18 protein-coding genes are annotated in these 14,897 nt (G+C 57.4%); 5 read left to right on the top strand and 13 right to left on the bottom strand.

Annotated elements, in window-relative coordinates; translation table 11 throughout:
• The first annotated feature begins 576 nt into the window (after nt 1-576).
• Entirely contained in the window at nt 577-1,785 is a 1,209-nt protein-coding gene (locus Hrd1104_RS00235; RefSeq protein WP_154550858.1) for a tyrosine-type recombinase/integrase, read from the top strand.
• 1 nt (nt 1,786) lies between these two features.
• Here Hrd1104_RS00235 and Hrd1104_RS00230 read toward each other — a convergent pair whose 3' ends face one another.
• The 5 genes from Hrd1104_RS00230 to Hrd1104_RS00210 form a co-directional block, all read right to left on the bottom strand.
• Nucleotides 1,787-1,960: a hypothetical protein gene (locus tag Hrd1104_RS00230; protein WP_154550857.1), complete on the bottom strand. Its 174-nt coding sequence runs from the start codon at nt 1,958-1,960 to the stop codon at nt 1,787-1,789.
• Nucleotides 1,961-2,101: 141 nt separating this feature from the next.
• Nucleotides 2,102-2,398 (bottom strand): hypothetical protein, encoded by a 297-nt coding sequence (locus Hrd1104_RS00225; protein ID WP_154550856.1) that lies wholly within the window; start codon nt 2,396-2,398, stop codon nt 2,102-2,104.
• Nucleotides 2,391-2,540 (bottom strand): hypothetical protein, encoded by a 150-nt coding sequence (locus Hrd1104_RS00220; protein WP_154550855.1) that lies wholly within the window; start codon nt 2,538-2,540, stop codon nt 2,391-2,393. The genes Hrd1104_RS00225 and Hrd1104_RS00220 overlap by 8 nt, the downstream gene beginning before the upstream one ends.
• On the bottom strand, nt 2,537-2,776 hold the full coding sequence (locus tag Hrd1104_RS00215; protein ID WP_154550854.1) for a hypothetical protein: 240 nt from the start codon (nt 2,774-2,776) through the stop codon (nt 2,537-2,539). The genes Hrd1104_RS00220 and Hrd1104_RS00215 overlap by 4 nt, the downstream gene beginning before the upstream one ends.
• Nucleotides 2,777-2,887: 111 nt before the next feature.
• A complete protein-coding gene (locus Hrd1104_RS00210; RefSeq protein ID WP_154550853.1) occupies nt 2,888-3,178 on the bottom strand; it encodes a hypothetical protein in 291 nt (96 codons plus the stop codon).
• Between the two features lie 798 nt (nt 3,179-3,976).
• Here Hrd1104_RS00210 and Hrd1104_RS00205 point away from each other — a divergent pair.
• Nucleotides 3,977-4,282, top strand: coding sequence for a hypothetical protein (locus tag Hrd1104_RS00205; protein ID WP_154550852.1), 306 nt, complete (start codon nt 3,977-3,979; stop codon nt 4,280-4,282).
• A complete protein-coding gene (locus tag Hrd1104_RS00200; protein ID WP_154550851.1) occupies nt 4,279-4,527 on the top strand; it encodes a hypothetical protein in 249 nt (82 codons plus the stop codon). The genes Hrd1104_RS00205 and Hrd1104_RS00200 overlap by 4 nt, the downstream gene beginning before the upstream one ends.
• Nucleotides 4,528-4,645: 118 nt before the next feature.
• Here Hrd1104_RS00200 and Hrd1104_RS00195 read toward each other — a convergent pair whose 3' ends face one another.
• A complete protein-coding gene (locus Hrd1104_RS00195; protein WP_154550850.1) occupies nt 4,646-5,278 on the bottom strand; it encodes a hypothetical protein in 633 nt (210 codons plus the stop codon).
• A gap of 77 nt (nt 5,279-5,355) precedes the next feature.
• Nucleotides 5,356-6,090, bottom strand: a complete 735-nt coding sequence (locus Hrd1104_RS00190) for a DUF3267 domain-containing protein (protein WP_154550849.1) — start codon at nt 6,088-6,090, stop codon at nt 5,356-5,358.
• A gap of 67 nt (nt 6,091-6,157) precedes the next feature.
• Between Hrd1104_RS00190 and Hrd1104_RS00185 the strand changes: the two genes are divergently transcribed.
• Nucleotides 6,158-7,630: a hypothetical protein gene (locus tag Hrd1104_RS00185; protein WP_154550848.1), complete on the top strand. Its 1,473-nt coding sequence runs from the start codon at nt 6,158-6,160 to the stop codon at nt 7,628-7,630.
• A gap of 364 nt (nt 7,631-7,994) precedes the next feature.
• On the opposite strand, the gene Hrd1104_RS00180 is transcribed toward Hrd1104_RS00185, so the two are convergent.
• The 3 genes from Hrd1104_RS00180 to Hrd1104_RS00170 all read right to left on the bottom strand — a co-directional run bounded on the left by Hrd1104_RS00180 (nt 7,995) and on the right by Hrd1104_RS00170 (nt 10,210).
• Nucleotides 7,995-8,273, bottom strand: a complete 279-nt coding sequence (locus Hrd1104_RS00180) for a hypothetical protein (protein ID WP_154550847.1) — start codon at nt 8,271-8,273, stop codon at nt 7,995-7,997.
• 288 nt (nt 8,274-8,561) lie between these two features.
• A complete protein-coding gene (locus Hrd1104_RS00175; RefSeq protein WP_154550846.1) occupies nt 8,562-8,972 on the bottom strand; it encodes a hypothetical protein in 411 nt (136 codons plus the stop codon).
• A 431-nt stretch (nt 8,973-9,403) separates the two neighbouring features.
• Entirely contained in the window at nt 9,404-10,210 is an 807-nt protein-coding gene (locus tag Hrd1104_RS00170; RefSeq protein WP_154550845.1) for a hypothetical protein, read from the bottom strand.
• A gap of 272 nt (nt 10,211-10,482) precedes the next feature.
• On the opposite strand from Hrd1104_RS00170, the gene Hrd1104_RS00165 reads away from it, so the two are divergent.
• A complete protein-coding gene (locus Hrd1104_RS00165) occupies nt 10,483-11,136 on the top strand; it encodes a hypothetical protein (protein WP_229770494.1) in 654 nt (217 codons plus the stop codon).
• 17 nt (nt 11,137-11,153) lie between these two features.
• Here Hrd1104_RS00165 and Hrd1104_RS00160 read toward each other — a convergent pair whose 3' ends face one another.
• The 3 genes from Hrd1104_RS00160 to Hrd1104_RS00150 are packed head-to-tail and all read right to left on the bottom strand — an operon-like array spanning nt 11,154 to nt 14,778.
• Nucleotides 11,154-11,846 (bottom strand): DUF6339 family protein, encoded by a 693-nt coding sequence (locus Hrd1104_RS00160; RefSeq protein ID WP_154550844.1) that lies wholly within the window; start codon nt 11,844-11,846, stop codon nt 11,154-11,156.
• Between the two features lies 1 nt (nt 11,847).
• Entirely contained in the window at nt 11,848-12,879 is a 1,032-nt protein-coding gene (locus Hrd1104_RS00155) for a hypothetical protein (RefSeq protein ID WP_154550843.1), read from the bottom strand.
• Nucleotides 12,880-12,882: 3 nt separating this feature from the next.
• Complete coding sequence (locus Hrd1104_RS00150; RefSeq protein WP_154553158.1) at nt 12,883-14,778, bottom strand: hypothetical protein; 1,896 nt, start codon at nt 14,776-14,778, stop codon at nt 12,883-12,885.
• Between the last annotated feature and the right edge of the window lie 119 nt (nt 14,779-14,897).

Here is a 14,897-nt window from a genome sequence, read left to right as displayed (position 1 = left end):
CCCCAGTACATGAAAGTTTCGAAATATTTCCGAGACAAGTTAGCACACGTACGCCGACCAGACAGTCACGTTCTGAATAAGATGGCCCAACCGGGAGGATCACTAGCGCCGCCGTGAGAGAGTCTGTTCAGCCTCTCGTCGCTGCAATCGATGGCTTCGCGTACAGGGGGGCGGCCGACATCGGGTCACTGACCGGCGTTGTCGGGTTCGGACTTGTGATCGCTGGAACGGTCTCTATTCTCTCAAGGAGCCGAAGTACGTGGCCCTCGCTGGTCGTTCTCACTCTCGTTGTGCGATGGCTATCGATAGCGTGGTGTCCGCGAAGCGGCGTGAGTCTGGGAACAATCTCGAAACGCTGACCATCCCTTCTTCGTGGATAGACGAGGTTACAGAAGAGTGCCCGGGGAGGGCTACCGAACGACGAGAACCCGAATATGTCTCTCCCTCAGAGGATTCTCCGCCCGCCACAACGCATTCTCAGAGCAGTGGCTCGCCGACGCGAGCCACGGATAAAGTATGCCCGGGGAGGGCTCCATACCCGACCTTTACATACCCGACGGCCGTTCGGTTGTCGATATGACCGACGACCCCGCGGCCTCGATCGAGACGATGCGGTCTCGACTCCAGGCCCGCGAGTACGATATCAGCGAGGCCGACCGGACGCTGTTGCTCGATCTCTCCGATCAAATCCGTCTGATGGGTGCGAGTAAGTTCTCTGAGCATCGCCACGAGTTCCTCCTGATGCGCGGCCTCAACATCGCGAAATCCGTCGGCGGGCTCGCCGACGCCATGGACGATCGCGAGGCCGCCGAGGCGATCGTCCGCTGGATCAACGCCGAACAGACTGGCAGTCCCGAGACCAACAAGGACTACCGGGTCACGCTCCGCACGATCGGCCGGATCCTCACCGACGGCGACGACTATCCCGACAGCGTCGCCTGGGTGCCCGGTGGCTACCCGAGCAACTACGATCCCGCCCCGGATCCGACCGAGATGCTCGGCTGGGACGAGGACATCCAGCCGATGCTCGATGCCTGCCTCAACTCCCGCGATCGCGCCCTCGTCGCCCTCGCGTGGGACCTGGGCCCGCGCCCGGGGGAGTTGTTCGACCTGAAACCGGGGGCGATCACGGACCACGACTACGGTCTCCAGGTCACCCTGGACGGCAAGAACGGCCGGCGCTCGCCCGTGTTGGTCCCGTCGGTCCCCTACGTCCGCCGCTGGCTCGACGATCATCCCGGCGACGACGACGATCCGCTGTGGTGCAAACTCACGTCGCCGGAGGCGATCTCGAACAACCGCGTCCGCGATGCATTGAAAGACGTCGCCGATCGGGCTGGCGTCACAAAGCCGGTCACGCCCACCAACTTCCGCAAGTCCTCGGCGAGTTTCCTGGCCAGCCAGGGCGTCAGTCAGGCCCACCTCGAAGAACACCACGGCTGGACGCGTGGCAGCGACGTCGCCGCCCGGTATATCTCGGTCTTCGACGACGCCAACGAGCGCGAGATTGCCCGCGCCCACGGCCTCGACGTCGACCGCGACGAGCCCGATCCCGTCGGTCCGGTGGTCTGTCCGCGCTGTGAGCAAAAGACGCCCCGGGAGAAAGACGGCTGTGTGTGGTGTGGGCAAGCCCTCTCCCAGGCCGCCGTCGAGAAAGCCGAGACCCAGCGCCGGGAGGCCATGGAGGCCGTTCGCGACGTCGACGCGGAGCTGGCCGACGCGATCATGACGATCGAATCCCGGCTGGGCGACGACGTCTCGATCCGGAGCGAGTTGATCGACTGACTCAGACATCGTAGCCGGCCTCTCGCAGGCGTTCGAGCCCGTTTTCGGCGTACTTCGCGTACGCGACGTCCGCTTCGGCGACGAGCTTGAGTTCCTCACGTAGGTCGTACAGTTCTTCGAGGGCGGCTTCCTCGGCGTCGGGAATGTCGGCCTCTGTGGAGCCGGCCTGGCTCATGGGCGACCACCCCCCGCATGCGGGTTGGGGGTTGCGGTGTCGATCACGCGTGCCCACCTCCACACTCGCTGTACCCACAGTCGGGGCAGAACGCACAGCCGGCTTCCGGGCGAATGCGGGTGCTACCGCAGTTGGGACAGGTCATGCGACGGCCCCCTCCTCCACGTCGGCGACGTCCTCGAAGTGCCGTTTCTCGAAGCGGTGGCGCTCCGCCGACAGCGGGACCACTTCGGGGATGCCGTGCCGATCGGCGGCCACGCGGACGTCTGTCTCTTCGAGGCGGCGGGCGTAGACGAGCCCGCTCGACAGTAATCGTAGCTCCCCGTCGACGTCGGCGACACAACTCCGGTTTTCGTCCTCGAACAGCAACACGCGCGGGTCGTCCTGGTCCCACGTGTCGGCGATCTTGTCGAGGAGTTCCGCGACGGCGTCACCCATCGACGTCACCCCCAAGCGAGCGCGCACACACGGGACAGACCGGGGCCTCCCGCATGGCGTCGTACCCGGCTGCCTGGCGACCGCAGGCACAGCGACCCGGCGCGATCGCGATCTCTCCGCGCTGGAGTGCGCGCTGGCTCATGCCGATCCCTCCTCAAGCGTCGCTTGGTCCTCGGGCACCCGTCGCGCATCGGCGGGCTGAATCTGCCGGAAATCGACGGCCCAGTCTTCGATCTTCCGGCGCATGTCGGCAACCTTCGAGTCGAGTTCGTCGATCGTCTCCGCGCTCACCGACGCTTTGAACGTGTCGCGGTCGTCGGTCCCGTTCCCGCGCTGGATCTTCGCCTCGAACTCGAACGCCGGATCGTCGTCGCTCATACGCTCGGCACCTCCTCGCGCGTGAACGACGACACGGGACACTCGGCATCGCAGACGAACATCGGCCCGGCGGCGTCTCGCGCGGGCTCGTGACACCACGGGCAAGCCAGATCAGTCATCGGCGACCACCTTCCGATCGAGATCGCCGTCGTAGGGACCGATCCCGTCGACCAGCCGGACTTCGATGCGCTCTAACTCCTGATCGGTCTTGCGGTCGTGTAGCGCGTGAAAGGTCGCCTCCTGGCCGCGCTGGCGGGCACACGAGGCACACCAAAAGTGGTGATTCGTCGGCTCCCACTGCCGATGCCCGTTCGGGCATGTGTAGCGCCAGCGGTCGGTCTCGTCGTTCAAATCGATCGTCCGTCGTCCATCCTCACTGTCGTCGGGCACCTGACTCGACATTGACGGCCGAGACTGACGATGGGGGACGTAAAGGCCGTAGTTCTTGGGCGGACTGAAAGTGAAACTGATCGCCGACCACCCCCGCATGCGGGTGGGGGGTCGGCCGGTCGTCGTCGGGCGGAAGTGGTTGCGCGATCGATGCGACCTGTCTTTTACCGCGTCCGTGTCGGGTGTCATAGTGGGTCGTGCGGAGCGACCACCCCCGGCCTGGGCGGCCGGGTCCTCGTTTTCCAACTTGGGCGTCAGCCAGGCGGGGGTAAGCCGTTCCTAACTAGCGCACCTTTGCGCAACTACTAAAAAGTTTGCAACGTATGGTGTAACTATGGAACGGACAGAGCGGGAATGCACTGAACTTACCAAACCTGTACGCTCCGGGACAAATTTACAGTTGGCCACCGATGGAGGTAATATGGGCAAAGAGGAGCGGAAACGCATGGTCCTCGGACTCCTCGTTGAGTCGGGTCTGGACCTCCCGCCCGCTGTTATCTTCCACAATCTAAAACAGCGGGGAGCGACGTTTGAGCGCCGGAGCGTGGATAATTACCTATCCGAGTTACGTGGGGAGGGGCACGTTACGAAAACAGACGGAACGAAGGGTTACTACTCGGCTACGGAGAAAGGTCGGAACTTCTATCACGGCTAAACTCAATTGCACTTTTGCAGTATATGGCGCAAACACTAAGTACTCCCAGCTATGACTATCTGGTAGGAACACCGGCCTCTCGGGGCGATTCGTGACGTAGGATCGCCCGCCTGCTGGAACAGGCGGGCCGGGTTCCAAGAACCAACCAAGAACCCATGTCGACAACGAACTTCCACCGGCAAAAGTCTTCGAGTCGTAGAGGCACCGATCCGCGCGACAATTACATCCCGCTGGGCACTGACGCCGACGGCCGCTCACACGTCTACCGCACGCTCGACGAGACGATTCACGTGATCGACGGCGACGAGCGCACCCATCGTGAGGCGATCGCCACCCGTTCCGTCGACGAGTGGATGGCCTTCGTCGAGGGGCGTGTCGGGTGGGAGCGCCGCCGGTACGGCAAGGGCATCATCGGCTTGATCCGCGAGGCCTTCCCCGACGAGGAGCTGACCGATCGATGAGTTGCACCGTCGAGCAGCGCGAGCGCGTCCAGGCGGCCGCCGACGCGATCGAGGCCCACCCGCGATGCGCGGGTGTGGACGCACTCGCGCCCGGTGTAGGCCCGCACGACGCCTGGACGCTCGAATGCACGCTCGCGACGAGCACGTGCCCGCCCGACGTATTATACGCGCTTGTGATCGCGCGGTTGCGCCTACGGGAAGCGCGGCCGCGCGGCACGGGCTATCACGTGGTCGCGGGCGTGTGAACAGCTTGACTGCATTCTTCACCCATCGAGACTGTTCAGAGTTATTCTGCCGAAGAGAGATTCGGAACGTCGTGGTGAATCAAGGAAACCCATTCGACATAATCTGCGATAGAAGATTTTAGTTGGCTCCAATATCTCCTAAAATATCGATCCCTCTCTCTAACGCAAGCATAGCCATTTTCATGCCTAATTGTGTGCTATAACTCTTAGCGGTCTCTATCAAATCGCGAATCTCCACGGTATCAGGATTTTCACTATTGAGCTGATCTTCTAATTCTTCAACCAACTCCCGAAGTTGCTCTATCTCATCTTCCGGGCCCATCCGACTATCTAAGTCATCGTACAACTGCTCAATAGTGACTCTCTGCTGTTGAGCTTGCTGCTGACTCTGATTCTGCTCTACGCTCTGTTGAAGTTGGATAATTGGGATTGTCTCTGTGTCGGCAACCCTTTCGAAGTCCTCAAGTTCCAACTCAAGTGCATCCGCAATTGCGGCCGACCTGAATTTCACGTCTTGTAGATCATTCGCTCGGGCTCTGGGAGGGCCCCCTCCAAAAGTTGCTCCGGTACGTTGGACTGCTTCAAGTTCCTGTATTCGCCGATTATCAGAATACTCTTCTTGAATTTCGTCTAAAATCTCATTATATCTATCAATGATCGCACCACCAACTGCCCTGGCATTGTTTTCATCAATGGCTCGCGAGCAATCATCGTACAGTCGCTTGAGAGAACTGACAAGATAATCCGGCATGATCCAGTATTTTGGCGGTAATTATAAAAGTCGTTCCGCTGCATAGATTCGAAGAAGAGGATACTGATTTTCCGGGATCATGAAAATCTTGAAGAACGATAAACGACCAATGAACCATCCTCGATTTGGTGGGCAATCTTGGCAGAATCTGAATTCGCTATGTCGGTAAGCACCATCCAAATATCATCACTGGACATTGCTGTATTAAATACCAGCATTGCCGTTGCGATATAGTTAACAAGCGGTGCGATCTCTGCGATCACTAGTGCAGATGCAATAACGTTCACAATAAGGAGCGGAGATAGTAGGATTATGTTGTACTCTTTAGCATCAATCCAGTTCCCTGGAATGAAGTTGTAAGGCTCATTCAATTTTTGAAGTGGTTTCCAATTCACTTGAGCAGGATATCCCAACGAACTTGCCACGAATTTATGAGAATACTCGTGTGGTATTACGGTTAATACTGCCATTACAGACCCGCCAAGAATAACCTCAAGCGGATTTGATACGACCGCCTTCAACAACGTTATTTGATCAGCCAGAAGGATATTTCTGATCGGTGGGGAGTAGATTACGACTGAAATAGAGAAAAAGCAAATGACTAAGATGGCTCGTTTCCAAAGACTGGTTTGATACGCAACTGGTTGCTCGTGGCCTTTAGGTGGAGATGGAACATCTGTATTTGAAGTCATATATTCTATTACTTCTGGCTGTATTGTGATTATGATTGTTGTTTTGATGGATCGTTTCCCTTTGGCGAATGTTAGAGTGTGATGAGAAAATCTATTCGTCCCGAGACTAATTGGATTCATTCATCTGATTGTCCGGCCCCGAATTTTTATTGGCTACCTGAATCTACAACTGTCATTCACACAATCCATGTCAACTGGAGTTGCCTATATCTACCAGAAAGAATTCGTTCCGCTGGCTGAGGCTTTACTTGATTCGTCCGAGCCAGCCACACTCTTTGACGATTTTCGAGAGAAACAGTGGGCCATCAACAGACAACACGAAATCAATCCGCTTCGAGAAATTCTCATTGATGCTATTGGTGAATGTTTGAACCATGAGGAGTACAAAATCGGTGCTAATGCAGCAGTAGTTCTCCGCCAAAATATCATTCTTTGCAGGAGGGCCTGTGATTTGAATGACGTCGTCTCGGCCCTCTCCCAACAAGTCAACGAAAACCGCGTTCACCCTGCAAAAGAAGCCGCTCTCTCGTTGGCGTATTTTCTAAGTGCAAGGCCCAATGACCGAAAACTACCCCAATGGGGTGGGGTAGATCCAATGCCTTCTTCCAGTATGGAAGAGGACCTTGATCAACATCGATTTGTCACCGCCCCAGTTGGACCTGGATACCTCCATGAAGTTTCTCCTGAGATTGCTGAAACTGCGATTGACATTCTAATTCAAAATTTGGACCGGAAAGAGTACAAAAGAAGTACCGATTGGGAGGTGGCCAAAGAATGTGCAAAAGCACTCGGGACGATCGGCTATCAACGTCCTGCCCTTGTCGCAAATTCGGTGCCAAAGATTCAGAAGTTGCTTGAAGAGCAAGATGATCGTCAAGCCTGGCTTGTATATGCCTTAACGTCAATCGGATATTCACGCCCCGATCTCATCGGAGACGATGTCGATGTTCGATTAAAAGAGTTCTCTGAACAAGCAGGTTTAGATGCTAGCTGGCAACTCAAAGCTGTTGCTGATGTAGGATATCGGAAAATCGGACATGCACCGATCTATTTAGAAAAGGAAGGTTGTGATCCAGATTCGGATCTTTCAGAAATTGTCGATAAGCTTTCCAAATTTATGTTAGGTCGATACCCCTCGTCACCGGAGGGATGGAGACAGGCTTTTGTGGAGATCTACCGTTCCCGTCCAGAGGAGTTAGCGACCATCCTCAATGATGAGTTAGACCAGATTTTGGAGGACGAATCTCGGGGAATGAATTACCCGGAGAATTTCGCACTTCTGTTAAGTGATCTGGCCAGTGTTGACGCAAAACACCTCCAGCCCTTGATCGACCGGTCAAAGGATTTCTACCGAGACCACTCAGAATCGCATAATTGGTACGAAGAGGTTCTAGATTTCCATTATCATGTCGCGTCTGAAGATGAACAACTACTCCCTGACGACATTGATGATGTTGTAATTGAGTTTCTTGAATCTGAAAGTCGCCACAGTATCCTAACCCATGGCCGATCCTTCCTACAGGAAATCAATCAGTGGGATGATGAACTTATGTCGACCAAGGATGTGAATGATATGGATTTGGAGTTTATTGAGGATCTTGAAGACGACGAAGACATGAGTCTTGTAGAACTTCTTGAGGAGAATGATCAAGAAGTGTAGATTACAGGATGGATCTTCTTTATATCCGGTTGCGGCCGCGATCTCGCCAACCGTCAGCTCGTGCTCCTTGTAGTACTCGATCAGTCGCTTGCGGGTCAAATCCGTCTTCTCGTCCTCGCCGGAGTGGTCCGCCGATCCTCTACGCCGGGCAACCAGCGCCGAGCGCAAAAAGCCTGCCGACGCCCGCGCTGTGCAGGCGTGGACGGGCTCGCGCTCGGCGCGGGCCCACTCGACACATGGGCCCTCAAAGCCACACTCACAATGTGGACGGTGCAGCCCGGAGTACTACGCGCGATCGCCACCGCCCGCCTGTACCAGCGCGAGGGGGGCCGCGTGGCACAGGCTATCACGTGGTCGCGGGCGTCTAATTCCCACCACTAATTTCTCGAAGTACTTCTGCCAAGTAGTTGAATCCACTCGCAACTACAGCTCCGAAGCCGCCAATTACCATGATCCCGCCGTACAGGTAGAAGTCTGCAGCCTGCTCGTATTGCGACTCAGCAACGGCTTGGCTGATGATCCCACCGGCTTCAACCATTCGCATGGTCGTGTCTCCGTCCAGGAACAGATATGCACCGATCCCCATTAGAAACATTCCGGCGAGCATTCCGAGATAATTCTCCCATTTGTCGGTATTGACCATGGATCGGCGTGTCTCACGCCTCTCCGTTAAACCCACCGACAGGAACGACCTTGTGTAAATCTGCGCAGTGCGGACCCTGGCGTGCTCGCTCCCGCAATTGGCCCACACGATGCCTGGACGCTCGAATGTACACTCACGACGCGCTCGTGCCCGCCCGACGTATTATACGCGCTTGTACTCGCGCGTCTGCGGCTACGGGAAGCACGGCCACGCGGGGCCGGGTACCACGTGGTCGCGGGCGTGTGAGATAAGAAATGCGATTTCTTTTCAGAGACTACAGACGTCTCACTAATCGGGTTGCCGGCAGAGAAAGGGGGTGTGGGGAATTCGAGCTTTCGCCCGACTAACGACCTTTTCTCCCCACTCGGCCGCTGTTGATTTGATGCTGTACTTCTGTTCCAGTTTCGACGCAATTTTGTTCATTACTTGTTTCGTGATGTATACGGATACCTCCTCAACACTCCCCGTGATCGCCACATTGCACAAGTTCAGTAGTGCCTTCTCTGCCTGCTGGGCGTTGAGCCCATCCCCTTCGGGGATTTGAACCCCTCTACTTCCCTTGGGTGAGGCGGACACGGGCGAGTGTGGAATATTTGTTTGATTTTCACTCTCTTTGATGTTCTGATCAGTTCTCAAGGGCCTAACAGAGTGATTCAATATGGACGTAGTGAAATAATACGACCCATCGATCTGATTCATCCTCTATATTCAGAAGACTCCAACTTACAGATTCACGCTATATCAGCTCGGCATGTAGCGAAGATTCGGTCCACCATGGAGGCCGGGCTTCCAATACCTTACACCGTCGATGCTTGCGAATGAGGCCTTACCCGTGGTGTGTGGGCGTAGACGTGCTTGATCCTACAGCGCCCGTACGACGCTCAAACGTATACTCAAGGCGCGAAAGAATGCACCGGCAGTACTGTCTGTACTCGCGATCGCGGGATGTGAGCGCCAGAGGTTGACGAAAAGACTAGAATGAATGTAAAATTATATACCATAAGCTTTCGGTGGAGAATAATGCGACGCCAGAAGGGTTATACTCACCCGCGATACCGGACAGACAAAGATGTGATCAACGGAAGTCCTGAGGAACTGATATTCTATTTCACCTCAGCTAGGATGAAGGACTATACCGATTCTGAGCCGTACTCCCCCAAAGTCCGGTTTGCCTCCACTCGACGTCGCACTTCCATCCGCTCGTCGTAGTCCGAGTAGTCGATACCGTTCTCGTCTTCGTACAAACGCAACCAGGCGCGGAGAATGTGGTGAAAGTACGGTGCCGGGATCGTGTTCTTGGCCAAGTGCTGTTTCGGATAGTCGCCGGGCAGGTATCCCTTGACGGAGGCCCACCATTTCCGAGAGCGCTCGGTGAAGAAGAACGACGACGTCTCAGCGGTCTCACTCTCGTCTTCCCCGCGACCCCAGAAACGCTTGTACTGTGGTGGCTGCGGGACGTGAAAGTTCGTCTCGAAGGCTCGCTCGTACTCGATTGGAAGACCGAACATCTTTCCATTGAGGACGACCGGATCCCGCAGTGGTGCTTTGGGGACATTCTCGATCACGTAGTGATCGGTGTATTTGTCGGCGAGATAGCGGGCCGACGGGATCATATTCACGTGATCGTCAGGATCTCCCGATATACTCGTTGTCGCAGCCCACTTCGAACAGACGGGATGGAACACACCTAGATCGAATATGACGTCGTCTTTGATCGGGAGGCCCCTGTCCTCATCCTCATCCTCATCTTCGTTATCGTCTTCTTTGAGGACGTGTGCGTCGGCGGTGATCGGCTCGCTATCGTTGAGATCTCTCGCATCGATACCGATCCTGACGACGTCACCGTACCAGGAGAGAATCTCGCTTTCGGTACCGTAGTCAGCGAACACGTGCAGAATCTTCGGGACGTCCTCGCTTCCCTCGAGTTCACTCGACATGCACGATCACCTCAGAACGAGTAGAGCGTCTCCCTCGGAACTGTCCAGCCGTCCTCCTCGTGGCAGGAGAATTCGTCACGGCACGAACGAGGGGCGAGTTTCTCATCTGGGTTAGACTGACTTCCCGGGGAGATAAATTCTCGTCGCCTCTCTCCTCTGTCCTACGAATCACTGTACGGCATCCATCAATCGAGAAGTCCAGTCACCTTGAACACAACAGGCGACTATCGTCTCGGCGGGAGTTTGATGTGTATTCCAGGCCAGGTTCCTGTGTGACGAACCCTCCGATCGAGATGGCGGATCGGTTTCGCCAGAACTTACTCTCGTGGTTCGACGACAACAGTCGCGAGTATCCGTGGCGCGACGAAGATCGCTCGCTGTACGAGGTGTTCGTCGCCGAGTTCTTCCTCACACAGACGCCCGCCGACAACGTCGCCGATGTCTATCCGACGTTCTTGGATCGGTTTCCGACACTGGATAGCTTGGACGACGCCGATCCCGAACGGATCGAGTCGACGATCGAACCGCTCGGGTTCCAGCGGATGCGCACGGAGGCGCTGGTCGAGATTGCCGAGCGGTACGAGTCATTACCAGAGGAACGAGACGAGCTGACGTCGCTCCCGCGTGTCGGCCCGTACGTCGCGGACGCGACACTCTGTTTCGCGTGTGAGCGCCCACACCCGATCGTCGACCGCAACGTCGTCCGCGTCTACGACCGGATCTTCGGAAGTGCGTTTCCGGACGGCCAGACGGAACGCCGGGCGTTCGCAGACGAGTTACTCTCGACGAACGGTTCGGAGGCACGCCGCTACAACTTGGCTCTCCTCGATTTCGGTGCGATACGCTGCCAGAAGCGGGATCCGGGATGCACAGATTGCTTCGCCGCCGAGTACTGTGACTACTACCGATCTACAGACAGTGAATGATTCGCTGCCGTGTGGTGTTATCGGACGTCGTCGACGATCTGACGGACTAACTCTCGGGCCTCTACTTCAGAGACTCCTTCGAGTTGAATGTTGGTGAGTGCGTGGTTGAACCGGCGGGTCGTCTCGTCGATAACCCACGATGGCTCGTCGGAGAGTTCGTCACAGATCGCGACGACGGCGGGTTGGTACCGGGCGAACCAGCGATCGAACACCTTGTTCACCATCGTCTGGTTGTCGAAGACGGTTCGCGTAAGCGAGTAGTCGTCTCCGTCGTGCGTCAGTTCGGCGATCCACCAGAGGCGGTGTAACGCGTTCGAGTAGAGGTCCGAACCGGCACCGAGGAACTTCTCGCGCATCGCCGCCTCGGACGTGAACTTCCACCGGTGACGCACGAACTCGGGGTACTTCACGACGGCAAGCCAGTGCCAGAGTCCGGGATCGCCAGCCACACGTCGAGTCACGTCCAGGGACCGGTGTACCTCTTCGGCGAGTTCGCCGTCCATGTCCGTTTCGTACCGCTCGTGCGACGAGACGACGTCGGCGACTGCTCGATCAAGGCGCTCTAAGTCTCCCGTCGGTTCGTTCGGGAGGGGTGAAACGAACTCGGCCACTTCGTCTGGATCTAACTCGACGTCACCCCTGAGGAACGATTCGCCGACGAGCCGCCGTCCCGCCTCGTCCAGCCTTTTGAGTGTGTCTTCTCGGGTCATCTCAGATCCGTAGTCCCTCCTCCATGAGGTTGATGAGTTGTGATCGCGGCTCAATGAACTCCTGTAGTTCCGTGTCGATCTGTGAGGCGAGGTGGCCCAACTCTTCGGGGTCCCGAACGTCTTCACGGAGCAGTTGCTTCGCGTCTTCGATGTCGTCCACGTCGTACAAGTCGAGTGCGAAGGCTTCCAGGACTGTCTCTTGCCACTCGTACTCGACATCGCCACTCCGGGTGATCGCACCGGCCGCTCTGAGGATCAACTGCGACCAGACGCCGTAACTAATCTGATCCAGCACGACGTCACGCAATCGGGGTTCCGCGCCGACCGATCCCTCGCTCCGTAACACGTCGGCGATACGTGGGTGGTCGGCGTTGATCCACAGTTTCGGACGTGTCTCGTCTCGGAAGTCGAGGTAGTACAACTTCTCCCCTTCGGGGAGGTGATCACTCTTCGAGAACCGCGCCTCTTCACCGTCTATCATCGGCGGACTGTCGTCGACCCATCGATCGACGACGACTTCGTACCGGTCCCCACTCGCGACTTTGGTGTTTCGTGTGCTCGCGTATTGATCGTCTCCAGTCCGGTCGGTCGTTCGGACCAAGTACGGACGGAGTTCGACACGACCCCGGAAGTCGTCCCAGTCGAGTCGAATCGTCACCTCGTACTCGCCGGGTTCGGTCAGTGGGTCTTCAATGATTTCACTGTCTCGGTAGATCGTGTCGTGGCAGCGGATCGCGACGTAGAGCTTCGCCGGCGGCGCATCCTGTTCGTCGGGTGGGAACAGATAATCAAGGACGTCTCCGGAGACTTCGACAGACCCGAAGACAGTGACCCTCTCCCAAGGTTCGTCGGCGAGACTCGTCTTCGACGGTGACTCTGGATCGACGTCAATCGTATTCTGGCCAGCTGGCAGATCCAACGCTTCGACACCCCCACCGTTCATGCTGTAGTGTTCGACGTCGAACTGTAGGCCCTCGTCTCGATACCGGAACGGGTAGATCGTACTCCGGTGGCGCTGTGTCTCTCGTGGCATTCGTCAGCTCCCTCCCGTCTCGAGTTCTGCTCGAATTTCGAGTTGTGTCTCACCGATCTCGCCACTCCGCACACCGCCTTCTACGAACCGTTCGGACTCACCGTCGAACCTGACGGCGTCGGCGTCCGGCCCGGCGACGATCCTGGCGACCCCATCTTCACAGTCGGTCGTCACGTCTGGGTGTTCGGAACGGACACTCGCGATCGGGACGTCGTCGTATCGGGCACCGTCTTCTCCGACACCGGTGAGAGAGATTTCCGCCGTCCAGCCTTCGAACTCGTCTTCGACTGGTTCGACGTGCCCGGAGAAGCGCCAGCGATCTCCGTCGAACGCCGAGTCGCTAGACATATCGAAGACTGTCGACGGCGAAGGGGCCGGCCGCGATCGTGCTCTCCCTCCGTGGATGGGGAATCGATCCCGTACTCGTTCAGTGAGATTCCTCGTTTGTCCGCCCGTCTTCGCGACGAGGTGTCTGAGTCCGTCACGGACGGTGTCGAACATCTCGTCGAGAGCCTTCCGATATCCACGTTGGTACTGTTCACGCAGATTTTCTGTCGATTGCCAGTCATCGTGTTCGGGGGGCTCGGCGTACCGGAGGAACCGTTCGACTTCTCGATCACCAGGCGTCGACCCGTGATCAGTCTTGGCTTCACCACAGGCCAAGATTGCGTGGAAGTTACGGTCTCCATAGGCCACGCGCGATTGGTCGAGGTACTTCACGACCATTCCCGCACCTCTGAACAGTGCGACCCGGTTGAGGAGTGTATCGTCGTCGGCGGGCGAGGCACGTCGAGCTGCCAGTCGGACCTCTCCGTCTGGTGTCTCTTCACCGTCCCACCGAGGTGGAACAGACAGTGGAACATCCAACCCTGCGACGTCTCCTGGTGCATCTAACGTCGTATCGTCCGCGTCCCGTGACTCGAAACACTCGAGGAACGGCCGAATCGATGGAACATCACGTACGTCCGCTACCCGTTCTTCACCGTTCATCTTGACGTCGACTTCGAGGTCGCCGCGGTGGATCGCGGGCCAGAAGTACTTCACCGCGGCTTCGACGAACTCGTCGGCCAACTCTTCCAACTCGCGACGCTCGTCGCGAGTCGGATCTCGATAGTCGACGACCATGATGCTCGTTCCGGGCGTATTCGGCCGGTCGAGTAGGAGGCGCTCCGCGAGACGAGCTGCACGATCGTCCCAGATTGCTTCGGGGCGCGTGCCGTTATCTCCCTCCGTCGGCCGACACAACCAACCTGCACCCTGATAGCTCGAGTTCTCGTCGTCGAGACGGTGGGTCGGGAGCTTCGTCCTGCCGATCAACCGTCGTCTAGCACCCGTTTCGTGTTCTGCCTCTGCCAGTCGCGAGTTGAACACGACGGTAGAAGCACCGGAGAACGTCCACAAGACGGACTTACCGAGACCGTACGAGCCGCCAGCTCGGTCGTCGCGTTTACTGCTGTAGAGTTCGTCTCTGACGAGTGCCGCGAAGTTCGAGTCTTCGTCCCACTGCCCCGTCAACCCGGTCGTGTTCTCGTCTTCGACGACCAGCAGTCGGAGTTCCGACTCGGGATCGTCGAGACGCTTCGAGAGATCCTCGTAGCTGCGACCGTTGTCGGAGCTCGCGACAGCTTGGATGTGGTCCCCGAGACCGTCGTTCCACTGAAGGGCGTCGAGGAACGCCGCTTTGTCGGCACCAGAGAGCGTGAGGAGGTCGAACGTCACCTTCACCGGGTCGTCGTCGAGTGCCTGGTCGTTCGCGTTCTGGAGGACTTCCCGAACGAAGGTTTCGGTATCGTGATCGACGGCGTGCTTCGTGGGATCGCCCCCGTATCTGGGGGCACCGGGGCCACCGCTGAAGAAGAACCACCCGGCATCGTCGACATCGTGAACTCCTCGCTCCATCATGGTCGTGTCTCTTCTCGGGCAGCCGGCGAGCGATCTGTTCGTCCGCCGTTGAGAGGTGTAGACGACTCGGGAGAGGGGGAAGAGACGTCTTCTATCCGGAGAGTACGGAACCTGTC

Source organism: Halorhabdus sp. CBA1104, assembly GCF_009690625.1.
Taxonomy (GTDB): Archaea; Halobacteriota; Halobacteria; order Halobacteriales; family Haloarculaceae; genus Halorhabdus.
The sequence above is the reverse complement of the archived record's forward strand: the minus strand, read 5'-3'. Positions and strand labels throughout refer to the sequence as shown.